This window comes from Sphingopyxis sp. J-6 (assembly GCF_046603995.1).
Taxonomy (GTDB): Bacteria; Pseudomonadota; Alphaproteobacteria; order Sphingomonadales; family Sphingomonadaceae; genus Sphingopyxis.
In genome coordinates this window covers 1,002,053-1,022,628 of the sequence record NZ_CP145810.1, presented here as the reverse complement: position 1 = coordinate 1,022,628, position 20,576 = coordinate 1,002,053, and the positions used below count along the sequence as shown (strand labels likewise).

Sequence of the window (20,576 nt, the reverse complement as noted above, 5' to 3'; positions counted from 1 at the left end):
GTGACCCATGAAATCCGGGATCCGGCGGGAATATCCCCTCGCCTCTCTCGCCAGCGCGGCAGAAGAGTCAGCCCCTGCCCTTCGACCCGTTCACCGACGTCACGAGGCCCAATTTACGAAAAAGACCGGCATCGGCATCTGTCCCGGCATTGCCGGTCGTCAACAGCCGATCCCCAGTGAAAATGGAATTTGCCCCGGCCAGGAAGCAGAGCGCCTGCGTGGTCTCGCTCATGCTTTCACGCCCCGCCGACAAGCGCACGACCGCGCCGGGCATCGTGATCCGCGCGACGGCGACAATGCGGATGAATTCGATGTCGTCGATGGAGGCGGGAACATCCTTCAACATGTCGCCCAGCGGCGTACCCTCTATCGGCACCAAGGCATTTATCGGCACGCTGGCCGGATGCTCGGGCAAGGTCGCCAGCGCATGGATGAAACCGATCCGATCGGCCCGGCTCTCGCCCATGCCGACGATGCCGCCCGAACAGACATTGATGCCGTTTTTGCGGACCCGCGCCAGCGTATGGAGCCGGTCGTCGAAGGTCCGCGTCGAAACCACTTGCTCATAATATTCGGGCGAGCTGTCGATGTTGTGGTTATAATAATCGAGTCCCGCTTCCGCCAGCCGCTCGGTCTGCTCGTCAGAGAGCATACCGAGAGTCATGCAGGTCTCCAGCCCCATCGCCCGGACGCCCGCGATCATCGCGACGATGGCATTCATGTCGCGATCCTTTGGGCTGCGCCACGCCGCGCCCATGCAGAAGCGCTCGGAACCGCTTGCCTTGGCCGCTCGCGCCGCTTCCAACACCTTGTCCACGGGCAGCAGCTTTTCGGCCTTTACGCCGGTTTCAAAAGACGCCGACTGGCTGCAATAGCCGCAATTCTCGGCACAACCGCCAGTCTTGATTGAAAGTAGCGTGGAAAGCTGGACTGCGTTCGGATCATGATGTGCGCGATGCACATTCTGCGCCTGCCAGAGTAGATCGTTGAACGGGAGATCGAACAGCGCAGAGATTTCGGCGCGGGTGCAGTCGGTCCTTATCGTCGCGTCGGCTGCTCCGGCAGCCTCCTCGAACGAAAGCGCTTTATGGATCGCGTCATTCATCGCGGTCATTTCAATAGCCCCCTACACCTTCTCGATGAGCGTGGCATTGGCCATGCCGCCGGATTCGCACATTGTCTGAAGACCGAACCGACCGCCGCTTTCCTCGAGCGCAGTGAGCAGGTTGATGAGCAGACGGCCACCGGACGCACCGGCGGGATGGCCCAGTGCAATCGCACCGCCATAGCGATTGACGCGGTCCGGTGAGACGCCCAGATCCTTGATCCATGCGAGCGGAACGGAGGCGAAGGCCTCGTTGACTTCGAAAGCCGCAATATCGCCGATCGACAGCCCGGCACGGTCGAGCAGCCGACGCGTGGCGGGCATGACCGCCGTAAGCATGAGGAGCGGATCGTCGCCCGCGACCGCAAAATGCGTGATCGCGGCGCGCGGCTTCAACCCCAGCCGCGCGGCCATGCCTTCTTCCATGATGAGGGCGGCCGCGGCACCGTCAGTGACCTGGCTTGCACTCCCCGCGGTCACGCTCCAGCGGATTTCGGGAAAGCGGGCGGACATGGCCGCATCCTCGAACGCTGGTTGGAGCATGCCCAGCCGTTCCAGCGACGTTTCGCGCCGCAGCCCTTCATCATGGGTCACCCAGCGAGCGCCTTCGGGGCCCGGAACCTCGACGGGAACTATGCTGCGCGCCGTAAGCCCGCTGTCCTCCGCGGCCGCGGCAAGCTGATGCGAACGCAACGAGAAGGCGTCCATCTCCGCCCGCGAAACATTCCAGCGTGCCGCGATGAGTTCGGCGGAGACGCCCTGGCGTATGAACCCGTCCGGATAACGCGCCTTGAGCCGCACCCCATCGGTGTCCTTGCCAAGCCGGTTGGCGCGCATCGGAACAAGGCTCATCATCTCGACGCCGCCCGCGATCACGATGTCATAGGCGCCCGCCATGACGCCCTGCGCCGCGAAATCGAACGCCTGCTGGGCGGATCCGCATTTGCGGTCCAAGGTCACAGCAGGCACGCTTTCCGGGAAGCCCGCCGCCAGTGCCGCCTGCCGGCCGATATTGCCCGCCTGCTCTCCGACCTGAATGACGCAGCCGGTGATGACCTCCTCGACCAGCGCCGGATCGATACCCGTGCGCTCGACCAGGCCGCACAGTATCTGCGCATAGAGATCGACCGGATGGAGGCCATCGAGCGCCCCTCCCGCGCGGCCGCGGCTAAAGGGCGACCGCACGGCATCGACAATGACGGCCCGGCGCATGGTCAACGGCTCAGCTTCAATGACAGGCCGGCGCTGCGGAACTGCACATAGGGCGAAGTCGCGGTTTTCATCAGCTTGGCCGCCTGATCCAATTCGGGCGACGACAGCGTCGGATAGGATCGCTTGAGCGGCCCTGCCTCGCGCATTTTCTGCAGATCCGACTCCGGCATCAGCGCGCGCAGAATAAGTTCGTCATCGTCTTCAGTGCCGTAACGCTTGCGCAATTCCTCGATGGTCGGCTGTTCGGGCGGATGATCGAGGACATGCTTCGCGCGCGCACTCGCCATGATCCGGTCGAGCACATTGGCGTCGATCGGCGCAACGGGCTCGCCATAATAGCCCGCCGCATATTCGACGATTTCATCAGGGATGATGGCATAGCGCTCACCCTTCACCACATTCAGCACCGCCTGGATGCCGACCAGCTGGCTGAAGGGCGTCGCCATGCCCGGATAGCCCAGCTCACGGCGCACGACCGCGACTTCCTTGAGCACCTCTTCGAAACGCTCGGACATCCTGTGCTGGGCCAACTGCGCCTTGAGCGTTCCGATCATGCCGCCGGGAATCTGATGCAGGGTCGAGAGCACATTATATTCATGATGCTGGTTGACCAGGAAGCCCGCCGTCTTGCCGACCTTTTCGAAATGATTGGCGACCGGTGCGAACAGGCTCTTGTCGAGGCTGTGGGTGTGACCCAGCAGTTCGATATTATCGACCACGCTTTCGGTCGACGGCACCGAGGGGCCGTTGGACATCGGCCGGCTCGCGGTGTGCAGAATGGTGACGCCGAGCGGGATCGAGTCGAGATAGGCCTTGCCCGACTGGCCGAGGATGTTGTTCGCATGGAACTCGATCGGCTTGCCGCGCGCCTTCGACACGATCGCGGGGAGCAGCGTCGTCAGCCGCTCCTTCTCAAGCACGCCGGCCGTATCGTAGAGGAGGATCGTATCGATATCGTCCGATGCCGCAAGCTTGTCGACCTTGTCGGCATAATAGGCGTCGTCATGAACGGGAGAGAGCGTGAACATGATCGCGCCCGCGACCTCCGAACCGAATTCCTTCGCGACCTTGGCAAGCCGTAACATCTTGTCGATGTTGAACAGCACATCGTAAATCCAGAAGCTGCGCGCACCGTGCCGGTTGAGCTGCCGCATCCAGGCATCCATCAGCGCGTCGGGGGTCGTGCGAAAGGTGACGCTGGCGTTGGAGCGCATGCCCGAGCGAAGCACCGAATTGGGCATCGCCTCGACAAGCGCATCCATCATCGCCCAGGGATTTTCCCGGCAATGGCGGATCAGCACCTCGAAATGGTTCGAACCGGTCAGATCGATGACGCGGAAGCCTGAGCGGTCGAGCCACGATGCGGCCGGCAGCGCCATGCCCGCCTGCAACCGCATGCCCCACAGGCTCTGCTGTCCGTCCCGGATGGTCTGGTCGAGAAATTCCACATGCGCCATGAGGTCAGCGTCCTTGTCGCGCGCGAAAGGCGGGGAGCAACACTGTCTCCAGCCAGCGCGTATTGATGGAGTTGGTGCGGAAATCCGGATGCGCAACGATGCATTTAAGCAGCGGAATATTCGTGGCGATGCCTTCAATCTCAAAGTCGTCAAGTGCCTTGGCGAGCTTATCGACCGCTTCTTCCCGGTTGGCGCCGTGCACGATCAACTTGGCGATCATGCTGTCATAATAGGGCGGGACCATCGCACCCGATTCCATCGCGCTGTCGACGCGGACTCCGGGGCCGACGGGCGGCGACCAGCAGGTGACGCGCCCCGGACAGGGCATGAAGTCGCGGTCCGAATCCTCGGCGATGATGCGCGCCTCGATCGCATGACCTTGCGTCTCGATATCATCCTGCTCGAAACCGTCCATGGCGCCGGTCGCAAGGCGGATCTGCGCCTGGACCAGATCGGTTCCGGTGATCGCTTCGGAGACGGGGTGTTCGACCTGGATACGGGCGTTCACCTCCATGAAGAAGAATTCCTCGCTCGCGCTGTCGTAAAGAAATTCGACCGTACCGGCGTTGCGATAGTCGATCGACGAGAGCAGCTCGACCGCCGCGGCGTGTAGCCGCTTGCGGACATCGGGCGAAAGGATGGCGGCGGGTGCCTCCTCGATCATCTTCTGATAGCGACGCTGGATCGAGCAGTCGCGTTCGCCGAAATGGACCACGCCGCCCTTGCCGTCGCCGACGACCTGAACTTCGATATGCCGAGCCACCTCGACATAGCGCTCGATGAACAAGGTGCCGTCACCGAACGCCTCGCGGGCGGTCGTCACAGCCTGATCGAAAGCCGCGGCAAGCTCTTCGGCCGAGCGGGCGACGACCATGCCCCGCCCGCCGCCGCCGGCCGATGCCTTGGTGATGACAGGATAGCCGATTTGCTCTGCGATACGGAGGGCATGGGCCACGTCGTCGACGGCATCGCTGCCGCTGGTCATTGGCACCCTCGCCTGCTTGGCCATTGCCCTGGCAGACAGCTTGTCGCCGACCTGCCGGATCGACTCCGGCGTGGGACCCACGAAGGCGATGCCTTCGTCGGCACAAAGCTGGGCAAGTTCCGCACGTTCCGAGAGGAAGCCGTAACCGGGATGCAGCGCTGTGCAGCCTGTCGCCCTGGCGGCATGGACGATCAGGTCCGCATTGAGATAGGAATCGCGCGCCGGTGCCGGGCCGAGCACCACGACGCGATCGGCCGTCCGCGCACCGAGGCCGTCGCGATCGGCCGCCGAGACGCCGAGCACCGCCTCCATGCCGAGCGCCTGCGCGGCGCGGATCGCTCGCAGCGCGATCTCGCCGCGATTGGCCACAAACAGCCGTCCGTTCGAGATGACCTGATCAACCATGGGGTTCGATGAGGAACAGCGGCTGGCCGAATTCAACCAACTGGCCATCCTCGGCATAGATTTCGCGCACGGTGCCGGTCGTGGTTGCACGCAATGTCGTGAACAGCTTCATCACCTCGATCAGACAGAGTTCCGAATCTTCCGCGACACTCGCGCCCAGTTCGGTGAAAACGGGCGCGCCGGGCTTCGGCGCCCGGTAGAAGGTGCCGAGGCTGGTTGCCGTGACCAGCGTCCATCCGGCAGGCACGACAGGTGCGTCCGCTCTGCCCGAAGACGGCGTCGCGGGGGCGGGCGCGTCGGCCGGGGGAACCGGAGCGGAAGCGACCGGGAGAGCGTGAGCGAAAGGAGCGACGGCTCGATCCGGACTGCTGCCGTCCTTGCTGAGGAAGAGGTCGAAATCACCGAGCGTCAGGTGCATCGCCTTCCACTCCGTGCGTTCGAACAGCGCCATCAGCGCTTCGATATCCTGGGTCGAAATTCCGCTCACGCTTGTCCTTTCAAGCTTCACTGGCGCACTCGGCTGCAATCAGCAGCGCGGGCAAGACCGGCTTTGTTATGATGGTCGCGGCCCCTGCGGCGATTGCTGCGCGAACGGCGTTCGCGTCGTTGGCGAACAAGGCGCCCGATACCGTCGCGCCGCTGGGGAGCGATGCGAACAAAGCGTCGGCGTCCTCGATATTTTCGTCGAAATCGACCACACTCTCCGTCGCCGGAGCGGAGGTGATGACAATCGATGCTCTCTCGCTGGCCCAGGCCGACAATTGACGCAGGGTCGCGTCGTCGAGCTCGCTCGGTGTGACCACGGGAAGATGTCCCGAATAGATTCTGCCGGTTTGGCCGTCGACGGTGACCGTCTTGCCTTCGAGCGCCGCCAATGTGCCCTCGCCGCATCCGACGACACAGGGCCGCCCGAGCGCACGGCCGACAACCGCGGCGTGGCTGGTCGATCCGCCATGTTCGGTCAGTATCGCACAGGCGGCAATCATGCCGTGCAGATCGTTGGGGCTCGTTGTCGCGCGGGCGAGAACCACCTTTTCGCCCTGTTTGGCGCGTTGCTCGGCCTCGTCCGAATCCATGACGACGACGCCAACGCCGACCCCGGGCGAAGCGGCTTCGCCGGTCAGCGCCGGGCTGATCATGTCGACCGATCCCTCGGCAAGTTGCGGGCTCAGGAGGATCCGCACCTGCTCGCTCGACACGCGCGACAGCGCCTCGTCGGCATCGATCATGCCTTCAGCGACCATGTCAACCGCGATCCGGGCGGCCGCGCGCGGCGATCGCTTCGCGGCGCGGGTCTGCAGGAGATAGAGTTTGCCGCGCTGGACGGTGAACTCGATATCCTGAACCTCGCGGTGCTCCTGCTCGAGCCTTCGCGCCGCCGCGAGAAGTTCGTCGTGCACCTCGGGCATGGTTTCCCGCATCGCCGCGAGGGGCTTCGGAGTATGCTTGCCCGACACAATATCTTCGCCCTGTGCGCCGCCGAGATATTCGCCATAGGCTTCCGGAGTACCGGATAGCGGATTGCGGCTGAACAGCACGCCGGTCCCCGAACGCTCGCCTTCGTTGCCGAACACCATGGCCTGCACCGCGACCGCCGTGCCGAGATCATGGGCGATGCCGTGATGCTCGCGATACCGCCGCGCCCGACGCGAGTTCCACGATTCGAACACAGCGCGGACGGCGGAACGGAGCTGGATGCGGACATCGGCGGGGACGCTCTCGCCGGTCTCGCGCTCGATTGCAGCGCGCCACGCGCGAGGTTCGGCGCCGGCATCGATTTCGAGTTCGCCCTTCAGGACGATATGCGCATAGAGATCGAGGAAACGGCGGTGGGTATCGCGCGCGAAGTCGGCGTCGCCGAAATCGGCGGCCAGCTCGATCTCCGCGGCGTCGTTGATGCCGAGGTTGAGCACGGTGTCCATCATGCCCGGCATCGAGATCGGCGCGCCCGAACGCACCGAGACGAGCAGCGGGCGCGGCCCCTTGCCGAACGTCCGGCCCGTGTGAGTTTCGAGCCAGGTAATCCCGGCATCGATCTCATCGGCCAGGCTTGGCGGCTCGGTGCCTTCCGCCAGGAAATGCGCGCAGGCACGGGTGGTGATCACGAACGCCGGCGGCACGCTGAGACCCAGCGCGCTCATCCGCGCTACCGACCATGCCTTGCCGCCGATCAGCGCTTTGTCCGGCAGACTCGATCCGTCGAGCGCGAGGGTCCATTCTCCGAGAGGAAGCGCCACGATTACTCGACCCTCGTCCGGCCGACGATCCGCAACAGATCCTCGTGCAGTTCAAACCACAGCGTATGATAGCTCTCGATCTTGGCGTCGCTGACCCATTCGATGGCGCCGTCCTCCGCCCGCTCAAGCGCGGCGAGCAGATGCCTGCGATAATAATCGAGCCGCGGCAGGCCGGCCGCCAGCCGCTTCAATATTGCATCGGCACGCTCGTGCATGTCGCCCAGGCGATCGATCAGCTTCGCGTCATATTCCGCATTGCCATGGTCGTTGGCGACCCGTTCGCCGCCGACTTCCATCGTCTGCCAATCGGTGATCAGCGCCTTGAGCTGGACGTTGATCCGTTCGAACGCCTCGTAGGCGGCAAAGAAGTCGGCATTTTCGCGCAGTTCGCCATAGTGCCGCGAATAGTCGCTTTCGAGCGCGACGCGGGCGAGCGGGCTGAGCAAATATTTGCCGTTCGCTTCGACCGCGCGGCCGCCCGCCGTGGCCGTCAGCAGATATCGGGCCGTATCCTCCGGGGCCAGCCCGATGAGGCCGGCAATCTCGTCCGGCCCTGCATGCTTCTTGATGGCAAGTCCGTGGAGAACCAGGTGCATGGGGCTCATGCCACTTCTCCGGGAAGCCGCGCCGTCACCGTATCGCGGACCTCGCGGCGCAAAATCTTGTTCGCCCCGCTCTTCGGCAATTCGGGCCAGATCTCGATCGACTTGGGCTGTTTGTAGTTGGCCAACCGCTCCTTGGCGAAAGCAAGCACGGCCTGATCATCAAGACCGGCGCGCCCGGCAATCACCGCATGGACACGGTCGCCCCATTTCTCGTCGGGCAGACCGACGACGGCCGCTTCGACAACGCCGTCATAGCCCAGCAGCACATCCTCGATTTCGCGCGGATAAACGTTGTAGCCGCCCGAAATCAGCATGTCGTTCTTGCGATCGAGGATGTAGAAGAAACCATCCTCATCCATCCGGCCGATATCGCCGGTGTGCAGCCAGCCGTTGCGAAATGCCTCCGCGGTCGCTTCCGGCCGGTTCCAGTAATAGGCCATGAGCTGGGTGCCGCGACACACGATCTCGCCGACCTCGCCCGCCGCCAGGAAATTGTCCTGCTCGTCGACGATGGCGACTTCAGCGGTGGAAAAGGGCCGCCCGCACGAGCCGACACGATCATGGTCCTCGGGCTTCAGACAGGTAATCACCATCGGGCTTTCGGCCTGGCCATAGGTCTGGGCGAAGATCTTGCCGAAGCGAGCCTCGCCGCGCCGGAGCAGACTGTCCGCGATCGGCGACGCGCCATAAGCGATCCGACGCAGATCGAGCCGCGCTTCGGCGCAGCCGGGCTGCTCGAGTATCATCGCGAGCATTGTCGGCACGAGGAAGGTCATCGAGGCCTTCTCTGACTCGGCGAGGGCAAGAAACGCTCCCGGATCGAACTTCTTCATCACCACCGAGCGCACCCCGCGCACGAGCGCGGGCAGGAAGAAGGCGCCCGACGCATGCGCGATTGGCGCGGCATGAAGGAAGGTGTCGCCCTCGTGCATCTCCGGCATCAGGTCGATGAGGAACGCGGACAGCTCGGCCGTCTCGCCGCGCATTGTCAAAGTCACGCCCTTGGGCTTCCCGGTCGTGCCGCCGGTGTAGCCGAGACGATAGGGCGCATCGAGATCACGGTCGACCGCACAGGCGGTCGAGGCCCCATCATCGGTCATTTCGGCGATGACATCGGGACGCAAGCAGAAATCGAGCGTGTCGGGGACGATGTCGTCGACGCCGCAGATCACGGCCCGGCTGCCGCTGTCGGCGAGCTTGTAAGCGTGATTATCCGGCGTCTCCCGGGTGTTGAGCGAAACGCGAACCAAGCCCGATTTGGCGAGCGCATAATAAGCGACGAGGCAGTCGATGCCGTTGGGAAGCAGAACGCCGATGCGGTCGCCGGGCTGGAGCCCGGTCGCGAGCAACGCATTGCCGAGCCGGTCGGTCAGGGCATCAAACTCGCGGAAGCTGACGATCCGGTCGTCCTCGACGAGGCAAGGCGCATCCTTGTAGTGAAGCGCGGCGCGCCGAATGATGGAACCGATCTGCATCAATTTTCTCCGCTTCGCGTGCCGCGGTCTTGCCGCGTCCGCGACTGGCGCTGCTCCACCTTGTAAAGTTCCTCGGCCAAGGGGGTCCCGGCGTTGTATTTGACCCAGGTCTCGCAGAGGAAACGGTAACGATCGGAGCAGATTTCCGGCGTGTGCTCGCGCGCGAGCCGGTTGTATTCGGCCAGCGTCAGCCTGCCGCGGCTGGTCTGATAGCGATCGACCTTCGGGTCGAGGTTGCTGGTACCGGGCTGGGGCGGCCCCGCGCTCGGCACATAATCCTCGCCGTTCAGGATCGAGAGAGGCAGCGGCGTGAACATGCGTGTTGCAGCATCGCTGTGCTGCATCATCGCAAAGGGAGAAATCTGCTGGCTGGGAAGAGTAAGGCCGCCGACCAGTTCGCCCAGCACGCTATTGCCATATTCGTCATTGAGCAGCGGCCGGAAGCGTTCGGCGCGCGGATCGATCTCGAGCCAATCTTCGACCTCGAATACGCCGGCGACATGGGCCAGATCCTTGATCACCGCAAAATAGGTGAGAGCACCGGCGTCGAGGAGCTGATCGCGTGTCCATTCGGCCATGCGGACCCACAATTTGTTGGTCGCATCCTTCATCACCTCGTTGAGTTCGCGAAAGGTGGCGGTGAGTTCTTCGCGCGAGGCCATGCCAAGGGGCACATAGCCCTCGGTAAGCGGATCGGAGGTGTAGAGACCAACGCCGGCGAGCTTGTCGGCGGTGAACTCAGGGGTCGATTCGAAGCTCCCCCAGTCATCGACCAGATGAAAGTGGCAATCGCGGACCGACATCGTGACGGTGAAATTATTATGCGGCACATCGGCGGCGACGCCGTCCAGCCAGGGCAGCGAGCATTCGGCAAGATCCATGAAGTCGCGGACCAGCAGCTGGTGCCTGTCGTCGAGCCGGTACGGCCCCGAATTCGTCAGGCTGATCCGGCTCTCGCAAGAAACGAGGAAGCCATATTGCGAGGCGGTTGCCATGAACGCCTGCGCTGCGCCGTGCAACGCATCGCCGGGCTCGCACTCGAACATATCCCCCTTGAATATCTCGAGCCTGCGGTCGGGCAGGATTTGCGCGCGATGCTTATATTCGCGGTTGGTGATATGCCCGTCGTTGCGATGCCACGCGAGTTGGAAACGCTTCCAGAAGTCCAGCACATAGACGATGTCCTCGGCCGCATCCTGCGGCCGCAGCATGCCCAGCGAGATCAGCCATTCGCGACCAAGCAGGTAAAAGGCGGGAAGGCACCAGCCCATATGGGAATTCTGGATCTTGATGCCCATGTTGCGGCTGCGATCGGCGATTTCTTCCGCCGGCATCCGCGCTTCGATCTTCCTGAGCAGCGCCGGATAGCGATAGAACGCATTCAAATAGGAGAACATGATATAGGCCGAGACCGGGAAGAGCTTCGACCCCTGCACCGTTCGCGTCACGCACAGCCAATAGGTTTCGTCGCCCACATTCTGCATGAGGTTGTTCGCCTCGAGCAACTGGACATAGGAAAGCGGTTTGGAATGGGCCGTCATGAGAGCCTCCACACCCGCGCGTGCATCTCTACACCGCTCTGGTAGGATTCAGCGGTGCGCGCCGCGGCGCTGGTCTCGATCAGAACGCGATCGCCTTCGCGAATGCCGCTGATCCTGGCATTCATCAGGCAAGGAATGCCATATTCGCGGGTCAGGATGCCAAGGTGCGACCGAACCGTTCCGCCGGCGCAGATCACGCCCTTGAAACCCTCGATGATCGGAGCGGTGAGCGTTCCGCCGCTGTCGTCGATGATGGCAATTGTATCTTCGGGAACGCCATTCTTCATGAAGTCGATCACGCGCTCGCTGGTGCGAATGTAGCGGGCGATCCCGCTGGTATCGCCTGGGCAGCGGACGACATTATCGCCTATGCCACGCTGTTCGCGGCCTTCGGCATCGGCCGACGCGACGATCGCGTCCGGATGCTCGAAGCTGAAATCGGGATCGTCGGCGGCGCCGTTGCCGGCGACATAGATATCCGGCCTGTCCCGCAGGGAAAGCGTGGAGGACCAGGCGAAACGATAGCCGGTATCGAGAATCCTTTTTTCGATGGCTTCAATATCGGCTTTCGTCACCAGCTTGTCGGACGAACCGAACACGAAGTCGGACCAGCTTTCGCCGCCCTCGCGCAATCGCGTGCGAACCAGATCCTGCACTGCATTGTGCACCGCCTCGACGAGCAACGAGGCCGGCGCTCCTCCATAACGATCGCGATCAATATGCAATCTTGCCATCATTCCCTCGCCCGCTGCTCGACTTTCGCTCGAGACGCTCATCTTCTGTGCCGATCTTTTCGCACCGAAGCAGCGGCGCTGTCAAGCTTTTACACAACAATATTGTAGCGCAATCTTGAAGGATGTTTGCGTTTTTGGGTGCGGCCCATGCGTGGCCGGCATCGCCGTACGGAATGAAGGAAAGGTAGCGATCGGCCCAAGGCGCCAGGCACGGCCCCAGCCGGTACTTCGCGGCGTCATCGCAAACCCTTGCCCGCCATTCCGCTGCCGTTCGCGATGATAAGGATCACTCGGGGCGTTCAGAGCCCCATGACTCTGAACCCCTTCGCCAGAACAATAATCTGATTGGAAATGATCAGGCCGCGCGGGGCGTTGCCTGCTCCTCCCCGGCAGTGATCATAACCTTCACCGCTTCGCCTGCCCTGAGCTGAACGGCGAACGCCTCGGCCGCCTCCTCAAGCGGAAAGCTGTGCGTCATGAGATGCTTCACCTTGATCGCTCCCGAAGCCAGCTTGGCAATGGCAGGTACGAAATCCCCACCCAGCGAGCCGACGATCTTGGGCATTTTGTGGACGATTTTGGTGGTATCGATTTCCGCCGCATGTTCGGGCAAGCCGACGATGCAGATCGTGCCGCCGGGACGAACCATCTCCAGCGATTGCCTGATGGTGAGCGCAATACCGGCGGCTTCGAATACGACATCGGCGTTGCCGCCCTCATTATAATGATATGGCGCGATGCCGAACTTCTGCTTCACCCATTCGGTGGCATCGCCGTCGCGCGCGTCGAAGACATCGTCGGCGCCGCTTTGCCTGGCGATTTCGAGGCGCGTGGGGCTGACGTCCACCGCGATCACCTCACTCGCCCCGGCAGCTTTCGCGGCTTGCAGACAGGCATTGCCGATCATTCCGACGCCAAGCACGACGACCCGGTCGCCGGGCCGGACATTCGCCTCGGCCGCGGCGGCGACGCCGACCGAAACCGGCTCGATCATCGCGGCGGAAACGTTATCGATCGCATCGGGCAATTTGTGGACGTTGGCGCCGAGCTGCGCATTCTCGATCTTCACATATTCGGCGAAGGCGCCGGGAAGGCCGTATCCGGTCGATCCGGTGAACAGCTTCGAGCACAATATGAACTGTTCGCGCTTGCAAGCGTCGCACTCGCCGCAAACGCTCGCGGAAAAGCCGGTCACGCGGTCGCCGACGGCGATCCCCTCTACCTGGCTGCCAACCTGGGAGATATGGCCCATGAATTCATGGCCCATTACCTGGCCGGGCTCGACATACATGCCCGTCTTGAAGCTGTGGATGTCCGATCCGCAGATGCCGCAGTTTACCACGCGGATGAGCACATCATCCTCACCAATCTCGGGCATCGGGACGTCCTTAACCGCGATCTTGCCGGGGCCCTCGAGCACCGCAGCCCGCATCGTCTCATCCATGTCCGAATCCTCTCATCTGCGCACCCAGCCCACCCTTCCGGATGTAGCCCTGCCCGAGCCAGTTAGCATAATGTCCTACAGAAAGGAATGACAATTATTGCCGATGACCCGACTCTTCGCCCCGCGATCGCATCGTCGCGGGGTCGCCCGGAAGGGCGGTTCCAGTTTCTGAATGCCGAACACGCCTGTCCTGGCCGGCTATCGACAGCGATGGAATCGCGCTGCTGCCAGATGTGCGCCGTCCATCTTCTCTGCGGGTCAGAATCGTCCGGTGTCGCCTCGAACCGCGCCGTCACACGCGCCGGACAAAAGCCTCTTCCGGCAAGCGTTCGATACGCTGGCGCATCTTCATCATATGCTCATACATCGCGCGCTGGGCACGTGCGGCGTCGCCCGCCAGGACAGCGTCGGTGATCGCCGCATATTCGTCAACCCGGTCGCGGCGGTCTTCGGGACTGAAATAGGATTCCACCTGCAACCGCAACAAATGAACGCGCATCATCGGCATGACCGACTGAAGTTGTGAATTGCCGCCAATCCGAATGAGCGTGTCATAGAAATGGCTGCGCTGCTCGGTGAAGGCGAGATTCTCAAGCGCCGGATCCTTGAATCGTTCGAGCCATCCGAAGGCATCGCGTACCAGATCCGCATTCTGTTCGCTCACAATGGCATTGGCGGCAAGCCGAGCGATAAGCGCCGTCAGCACTTCGAGAATTTCAAGGGTATCGAGCGCCTCCCGCCGAGTGAGCGAGCGAATATAGGCGCCGCGATGACGGCTCAACTCGACGACGCCTTCGGCACTCAGACGCTTCAGCGCCTCCCGAACCGGGCCGCGGCTGATGCCCAGACTTTGCGTCAGATCCGCTTCGATCAACTTTTGACCCGGAACATAGCGACCGACCAAAATGCCCCGATGGATTGCGTCGATGAGTCGATCGGGCGAGCTCACCCCCTCACCATTGGGATCGGCAGGCGTCACGTCGTGAACCTTGCCCGCGGTTTCCGTTTCTCTTTTTGCACCTTTGACCGGCATCGCGCTTTCCACCAATGTTAATCAGCCCACACTCTTCCTCGACAGGCTTCGCGCAATTTTCCACGTCAGGCAAGCATTTCGCGCGAGATTGGTGAACAATATGGTTCCACATGCTCATCAGACAATTCAGGCGGGTTGCATGCGCCTCACAGCTATTGTGCGGCGATTCTCTCCATCTCCGGATCGATCCTTCTGTCTACGTACAATTGGGGATGGTGGCGATGAAATCCACGGGAAGCTGCCCATGTTTGCCATTTGTTTCAAAGGCCGGAATCACCGCAGCGCCCGTTCACCCAACGACGTGGACAGGCTCATGAAGCAGCCAGCCCAGAGTCGAAATCGCGGGAACGGCCGAGCGCCGGCCGCAGCGGACCATGGCGCCCCCGGCGTTGCCAACCGGTAGAAGAATGCCGGTCGGCCAGGACAATGGTTCATCGCTATTGCATGCTCCCGGCCGGTGGTAAGCGATGAACGCATCGCAGCGTGTCGGTCCCGATCAGTCTGGGAGCAGGAACAGGCCGTTCGTTCGGAAAAAGCCTTCCTTCACCGCTTCGTCCCTGCCCGCCAGCTTCTCCAGGAATATCTTGTCGGACTCCATCCCGCCTTCGACATGGGGATAATCGGTCGCATAGGCGTAGACCGACGCCAGATCAGGGTAGCGATCGATATAATAGTCCACCGGTTCGAAGTAGAAGGGCGTCGCACGAACGTTGCGCGCGAGATAGCCGGACGGCGGCATGGACAGATCCGACAGCCGCTTGACGAACTGGCTGGCGAGATTGTCCATCCGTTCCGCGAGCGGGCCGACCCAGTGGGCGGCGCATTCGATGATACCAACGCGCAGCCGGGGAAAGCGTTCGAATACGCCGCCGAGGACCATGCAGACCAGATAGTTCTCCATGCAAAAATGGAGCGTAGACGTGTGATACGGCGTCACCTGGAATTCCGCCGAGGAGACGCGCGACGGATAGAAGGCCGGCACATTGCTTGGCCATTTGAGCGAGCTCATGAAGGCGAATTCGGTGCCCAGATGGAGGGTGAGCGGGACGTCGCTCTTCTCAAGCAGGTCCCAGAACGGGTCCAGAGCCGGGTCGGCGGGCGACGTGCCCGCGGGCGGCGACCCGGCCGGCAGCATGATGCCCCGGATGCCCGCCGCCAGCAATTCCTCCGTCTGCTTCATGAGCTCGGGAATGGAATCGGGCAGAACCATCCCGACGGGCCGGGTCTTCGACTGCGTGACCTTCGTGATGCGCGCCGCCCATCGGTTGTGCGCGTCGCATGCCTCCTTGCCGAGGCGCTTGTGGTCCACGCCTTCGGGATCGTAGATCAGATATTCGTGCGGATTGGGCAGATAATAGAGGATCAGGCCGATCAGCCCGAAGGTCGGAAACACCAGCTGCCGCTCGATACCCATCGCCTCCATGACGGCAGGACGCCTGCTCAGGTCGATCGCACTGGGCGCTCCGGGGCCTTTGATGTTCCACACCGTATCATGATTAATCGGCGCGACATCGCCGGAGATGTCGGGCCTGAGCATCGAATTGCCCGCGCGCAACTCGCCGGACGCCTTCATGTCGAGCTTGCCGAGGAAGTCTCCGACATCCCCGAACTCCTCGCCCCAGAAATGGAATGGCACCATTTCATGGCTGTCCACGTCGACCTTATTGCTAAGGTACGAGGCCCGCTCCGTTTTCTCGAGATGCCCGGGGTTTTCTCTCATGCTGTTCATTGCGAATCTCCTCGACGGCAGATTACCATCCCAATTCAAACAAGCCCGACCGGCGCGATCCATCATCGGCTGCCGTCTCGAGCGCTCCCACTACAAGAACACCGGTCGGCCGCATCTGGAACAGGTGAGAAACACATATGCCGATGTCGGCCGCGCATTGGGCCTCCGAAATCCCCGAAAGCCGTGTCATCGCCCTGAAAGCTGCTGCCATTATGCGCCCGCCTTCTGTGCCTGTTCCCAGGCCAACGCGGTCAGTTCAGGCAATATCTTTACCCGTTCCTTCGCCTGTGCCGATGAGGCGGTGCCGCGGATCACCCGCCCCTTGATGCCGTGAAAGATGGCGGCGAGGCGGAAGAAGTTGAACGCGACGTAAAAATCATACGCGGGCATCGCCTTGCGACCGACCCGCGCGCAATAGGCCGCGACATAGTCCGCCTCGCTCGGAATGCCGAGCGCCGCGACATCCGCCCCCCTTAGCCCGGCGACGATATTCGGCGGCATCCGATACATCATGGCATGATAGGCGAAATCGGCGCCGGGATGCCCCAGCGTGGACAATTCCCAGTCGAGCACCGCCAGCACCTGGGGCGCATCGGGCGCGAAGATCATATTGTCGAGGCGGAAATCGCCATGCGTGATAGCCGTCGCATCGTCGTCGGCGGGGATGTTGGCAGGCAGCCACTCGATCAGGCGATCCATATAGGGATCGCGGCCGGCGTCGGCGTCTTCCACATATTGCTTCGACCAGCGGCCGATCTGCCGCTCGAAATAATTGCCGGGTCGGCCATAGTCGCCAAGGCCGGTCGCTTCATAGTCCACGCTGTGCAACTGGGCCATCGTGGCGTTCATGGCATCGAAGATCGCCGCACGCTCGACATCGGAAACGCCGGGTATGGTTGCATCCCAGAAGATGCGCCCCTCGACCATGTCCATGACGTAAAACCAGGTGCCGATGACGCTGTCGTCGGTGCACAGGCCATGGACGGCAGCCACAGGAAACTCCGCCCTGGCAAGGCCGGTCAGCACCCTCGCCTCGCGCTCCACAGCATGTGCGCCCTTCAGCAACTGGCCCGGCGGCTTGCGACGCAGAACATAAGATTTGTCGGGCGTGACCAGCTTGTATGTCGGGTTAGACTGACCGCCCCTGAACTGCTCGACTGCCATGGCGCCGGAAAAGCCGGCGACATTGGCCTCCATCCACTGCGCCAGCGCCGCTTCGTCGAAGCCATAGCCGGGGCGGACCGGCGTCGTCCCGACATTCGGGTCCGCCGCGCCGCTCATGCCGCATAGCCCTTCAGGAAATCGCGCTTCACTTTCTTGGCGAGCGACCATTTGTGCACTTCGGTCGGACCGTCATAGATGCGGAAGGCGCGGATTTCGCGAAACACCTGTTCGACGATGGTGTCGCCGCTGACCCCCGTGCCTCCCATGATCTGCACGCAGCGGTCGGCAACGCGCATCAGCGCCTCGGACACCGACACCTTCGCCATCGAGCTTTCGGCAGTGCCCAGCGACCCGCCGTCGAGTATGTCGGCACACCAGTCGATCATCAGTTCGGACTGCCTCAGGTCGATGAGATTCTCGGCCAGCATGAAGCCGACGCCCTCATGGTCGACCAGCAGCTTGCCGAAGGCCTGCCGTTTGCAGGCATAGGCAGTCGCGATCTCGTGCGCGCGCATCGCGGCGCCCAGCCAGCGCATGCAGTGCGACAGCCGCGCCGGCGACAGCCGAACCTGTGCATAGGTGAAGCCCTCGCCGCTCTTGCCCAGCATCTGGTCAGCGGGAATCCTCAGATTGTCGATCGCGAGGATCGAGTGGCCGCCGGGCATCGAACTGTCGATCGTGTCCAGCACGCGCTCGATGCGGATCGCCCGATCGGGCAGGTCGACGAGGAACATGCAGGCGCCGTCATCCGACTTCGCCATGATGATGCCCACCCGCGCGCCCTGCGCGCCGGTGATGAACGCCTTGCGGCCATTGATGACCCAATGATCGGCGTCGCGATGGCAGACCGTCTTCATCATCGAAGGATCGGAACCGGCGCCGCCATCCTCCGCCGGTTCGGTCATGAAGAAGGCCGAACGCGCCGCGCCGCTAACCAGCGGCTCCAGAAAGCGGGCCTTGAGTTCGGGAGAGCCGACCTTGCCGAGCAGATACATATTGCCCTCGTCGGGCGCCATCGTGTTGCAGGCAAGCGGCCCGAGCGGCGACAGGCCGGAACGGATCAGCACCTTCGCCGTTTCCCGCTGCGACAAATGACTGCCATCGGCCAGGATATGGGGCGTGAGAACGCCCGCCTCGCGCGCTTTGGCACGCATCTCCTGAACAAGCGCATCGCTTGGTCCATGGCTGTCGCGCCGCGGGTCGCGTTCATAAGGGATGACGATGTCGCGGACGAACGCCTCGACACGATCGGCGTTCTCCATCGCCCGGGCCATCCCGATGCCGTTCATGCCGGAGCCTCGCCATATTTCGCTTCGGTCAGGTTCCGTACCTCCTCCACGGTGACCCCAGGCGCCAGGCGGCGCAACAGAAAGGCCGATTGCCGGTCGGGACGTTCGAAAATGGCCAGATTGGTGATGATCATGTCGACGACATTGGCCCCCGTCAGCGGCAGTGTGCAGTTCCTGCGGAATTTCGCCGTGCCCTGCTTGTCGACATGATCCATCAGCACGATGATCCGTCGCACGCCCGCGACCAGATCCATTGCTCCGCCTGGGCCCTTCACCATCTTGCCGGGCACCATCCAGTTGGCGAGATCGCCATTTTCGGCAACTTCCATCGCGCCGAGCACCGACAGCTGGATATGCCCCCCGCGGATCATGCCGAAGCTGTCCGCCGAGGAGACATAGCTGGTCCGGTCGAGTTCGGTGATCGTTTGCTTCCCGGCGTTGATGATGTCGGCGTCCACCCCCGCCTCTGTCGGGAACGGCCCGAGACCGAGCATCCCGTTCTCCGACTGCAAGGTCACGTCAATGCCGGGCGCGATGTGGTTGGCAACCAGCGTGGGTATGCCGATGCCCAGATTGACGTAGAAGCCGTCGTGCAACTCCGCAGCGGCCAGCGCCGCCATTTCGTCCCTCGTCCAGGGCATTATCGGGCCTCCGTGCGGATGGTGCGTTGTTCGATGCGTTTCTCGTTATGCGTCGCGAGGATGAGCCGCTGCACGAAGACCCCAGGCGTATGGATCTGGTCGGGCTCCAACTCGCCCGGCCCGACGAGCTCTTCCACTTCGGCGACCGTCACCCGGCCGCAGGTCGCGGCCATCGGATTGAAGTTCCGTGCCGATTTGCGGAAGACGAGATTACCATAGGGGTCGCCCTTCCACGCCTTGACGATCGCCAGATCGGTGACGATGCCGCGTTCGAGCACGAAGGTCTTGCCGTCGAAGACCTTGGTCTCCTTGCCCTCGGCGATCAGCGTGCCAACGCCGGTGCGTGTGTAGAAGCCAGGGATGCCCGCTCCGCCCGCGCGCATCCGTTCGGCCAGCGTGCCCTGCGGACAGAATTCAATCGCCAGCTCACCCGCCAGATATTGCCGTTCGAACTCCTTATTCTCCCCGACATAGGAGCTGACCATCTTGGCGATCTGGCGTGTGCGCAGCAGCTTGCCGAGGCCGAAATCATCGACCCCGGCATTGTTCGACACGGCGGTAATGCCGGTGGTGCCGCTGTCGACCAAGGCCTGGATCAGTGTTTCAGGAATGCCGCATAGACCGAAGCCGCCCGCCGCTATGGTCATGCCGTCGAACAGCAAACCGGCAAGCGCGGATGGCGCATCTGGATGGATTTTCTGTACCATGATGTCCTCAGAGTGAGCTGACGAGATGGCCGCCATCGACCTCGATCACCGATCCGGTCATGTAGGCGGACAGGTCGGAAGCGAGCAGCAGCAGCGGCCCGTCGAGATCTTCAAGCTGGCCGAGACGCCGCTGGGGAATGCGTCTCATCATCGCCCGGCCGGCATCGCTTTCCCAGAACTCGCCGTTAAGCTCGGTCGCGAGATAGCCGGGAGCCAGCGCATTGACGCGGATGCCGAAGCGCGCAAGTTCCAGCGCGAGCGACTTGGTCAGCTGGATCGCGCCGGACTTGGATACGGCATAGGGCAACACCGCCCCCGCCTGCCGCAAGCCCAGAATCGAGGCGATATTGATGATCGATCCGCCCGCGCCACGTGCGCGTAGCGCCCGTGCCACGGCCTGGGACATCAGAAACATGCCCTTGAGGTTGGTGTCGATCACCGCGTCCCAGTCGGCTTCGCTCTGGTCCAGCGCCGCACCATTGCGGACAATACCGGCATTGTTGACGAGGACGTCGACACGGTCGAGAATGGGCTCGATCGCGGCGATGCTCGCGGGGTCGGCAACATCCAACGCGACCGTCTCGCACTGCCCACCTGCGGCACGGATATCGTCAGCCACGGCTTTCATCGAATCCGCGCGGCGCGCGCCGATCACGACCTCGGCCCCGGCGAACGCCATCACCCGCGCAAAATAGGCGCCGATCCCGCCCGAGGCGCCCGTCACCAGCGCCACCTTCCCGTCAAGCCGCCACCGATTCATCGCGTCCGCGCCTTCCCGATTCGTTCACAATAGGACATTATTGTATAACAATA

Annotated in this window: 18 protein-coding genes; all 18 read right to left on the bottom strand. The window is 62.8% G+C overall.

Features of this window, described 5'->3' with window-relative positions; genetic code table 11:
- Positions 1-67: 67 nt before the first annotated feature.
- Positions 68-1,105, bottom strand: coding sequence for a biotin synthase BioB (bioB, locus tag V6U71_RS05030; protein ID WP_411342314.1), 1,038 nt, complete (start codon positions 1,103-1,105; stop codon positions 68-70).
- A 21-nt stretch (positions 1,106-1,126) separates the two neighbouring features.
- A complete protein-coding gene (locus tag V6U71_RS05025; protein ID WP_411341214.1) occupies positions 1,127-2,317 on the bottom strand; it encodes a thiolase family protein in 1,191 nt (396 codons plus the stop codon).
- Positions 2,318-2,319: 2 nt separating this feature from the next.
- Complete coding sequence (locus V6U71_RS05020; protein ID WP_411341213.1) at positions 2,320-3,774, bottom strand: pyruvate carboxylase; 1,455 nt, start codon at positions 3,772-3,774, stop codon at positions 2,320-2,322.
- A gap of 4 nt (positions 3,775-3,778) precedes the next feature.
- Positions 3,779-5,164 (bottom strand): acetyl-CoA carboxylase biotin carboxylase subunit, encoded by a 1,386-nt coding sequence (locus V6U71_RS05015; RefSeq protein ID WP_411341212.1) that lies wholly within the window; start codon positions 5,162-5,164, stop codon positions 3,779-3,781.
- Positions 5,157-5,651, bottom strand: coding sequence for an acetyl-CoA carboxylase biotin carboxyl carrier protein (locus V6U71_RS05010; RefSeq protein WP_411341211.1), 495 nt, complete (start codon positions 5,649-5,651; stop codon positions 5,157-5,159). Before V6U71_RS05010 ends, V6U71_RS05015 begins: the two co-directional genes overlap by 8 nt.
- 10 nt (positions 5,652-5,661) lie before the next feature.
- A complete protein-coding gene (locus tag V6U71_RS05005) occupies positions 5,662-7,401 on the bottom strand; it encodes a pyruvate, phosphate dikinase (RefSeq protein ID WP_411341210.1) in 1,740 nt (579 codons plus the stop codon).
- Positions 7,402-7,403: 2 nt separating this feature from the next.
- Positions 7,404-8,006, bottom strand: coding sequence for a hypothetical protein (locus V6U71_RS05000; protein ID WP_411341209.1), 603 nt, complete (start codon positions 8,004-8,006; stop codon positions 7,404-7,406).
- Entirely contained in the window at positions 8,003-9,481 is a 1,479-nt protein-coding gene (locus tag V6U71_RS04995) for an AMP-binding protein (RefSeq protein ID WP_411341208.1), read from the bottom strand. Before V6U71_RS04995 ends, V6U71_RS05000 begins: the two co-directional genes overlap by 4 nt.
- Positions 9,481-11,022 (bottom strand): hypothetical protein, encoded by a 1,542-nt coding sequence (locus V6U71_RS04990; protein WP_411341207.1) that lies wholly within the window; start codon positions 11,020-11,022, stop codon positions 9,481-9,483. The genes V6U71_RS04995 and V6U71_RS04990 overlap by 1 nt, the downstream gene beginning before the upstream one ends.
- Positions 11,019-11,798, bottom strand: a complete 780-nt coding sequence (locus V6U71_RS04985) for a PEP-utilizing enzyme (RefSeq protein ID WP_411341206.1) — start codon at positions 11,796-11,798, stop codon at positions 11,019-11,021. The genes V6U71_RS04990 and V6U71_RS04985 overlap by 4 nt, the downstream gene beginning before the upstream one ends.
- Before the next feature lie 313 nt (positions 11,799-12,111).
- A complete protein-coding gene (locus V6U71_RS04980) occupies positions 12,112-13,200 on the bottom strand; it encodes a zinc-dependent alcohol dehydrogenase (protein WP_411341205.1) in 1,089 nt (362 codons plus the stop codon).
- Positions 13,201-13,492: 292 nt separating this feature from the next.
- Positions 13,493-14,233: a GntR family transcriptional regulator gene (locus tag V6U71_RS04975; protein WP_411341204.1), complete on the bottom strand. Its 741-nt coding sequence runs from the start codon at positions 14,231-14,233 to the stop codon at positions 13,493-13,495.
- 496 nt (positions 14,234-14,729) lie between these two features.
- Positions 14,730-15,962, bottom strand: coding sequence for an amidohydrolase family protein (locus tag V6U71_RS04970; RefSeq protein ID WP_411341203.1), 1,233 nt, complete (start codon positions 15,960-15,962; stop codon positions 14,730-14,732).
- Positions 15,963-16,172: 210 nt separating this feature from the next.
- Positions 16,173-17,243 (bottom strand): phosphotransferase, encoded by a 1,071-nt coding sequence (locus V6U71_RS04965; protein ID WP_411341202.1) that lies wholly within the window; start codon positions 17,241-17,243, stop codon positions 16,173-16,175.
- Positions 17,240-18,415 carry an acyl-CoA dehydrogenase family protein gene (locus tag V6U71_RS04960; protein WP_411341201.1) on the bottom strand — a complete coding sequence of 392 codons (1,176 nt, stop codon included), beginning with the start codon at positions 18,413-18,415 and terminating at the stop codon, positions 17,240-17,242. The genes V6U71_RS04965 and V6U71_RS04960 overlap by 4 nt, the downstream gene beginning before the upstream one ends.
- Complete coding sequence (locus V6U71_RS04955) at positions 18,412-19,056, bottom strand: 3-oxoacid CoA-transferase subunit B (protein WP_411341200.1); 645 nt, start codon at positions 19,054-19,056, stop codon at positions 18,412-18,414. The genes V6U71_RS04960 and V6U71_RS04955 overlap by 4 nt, the downstream gene beginning before the upstream one ends.
- A complete protein-coding gene (locus tag V6U71_RS04950; protein ID WP_411342313.1) occupies positions 19,056-19,763 on the bottom strand; it encodes a CoA transferase subunit A in 708 nt (235 codons plus the stop codon). Before V6U71_RS04950 ends, V6U71_RS04955 begins: the two co-directional genes overlap by 1 nt.
- 7 nt (positions 19,764-19,770) lie before the next feature.
- On the bottom strand, positions 19,771-20,523 hold the full coding sequence (locus tag V6U71_RS04945) for an SDR family NAD(P)-dependent oxidoreductase (protein ID WP_411341199.1): 753 nt from the start codon (positions 20,521-20,523) through the stop codon (positions 19,771-19,773).
- Between the last annotated feature and the right edge of the window lie 53 nt (positions 20,524-20,576).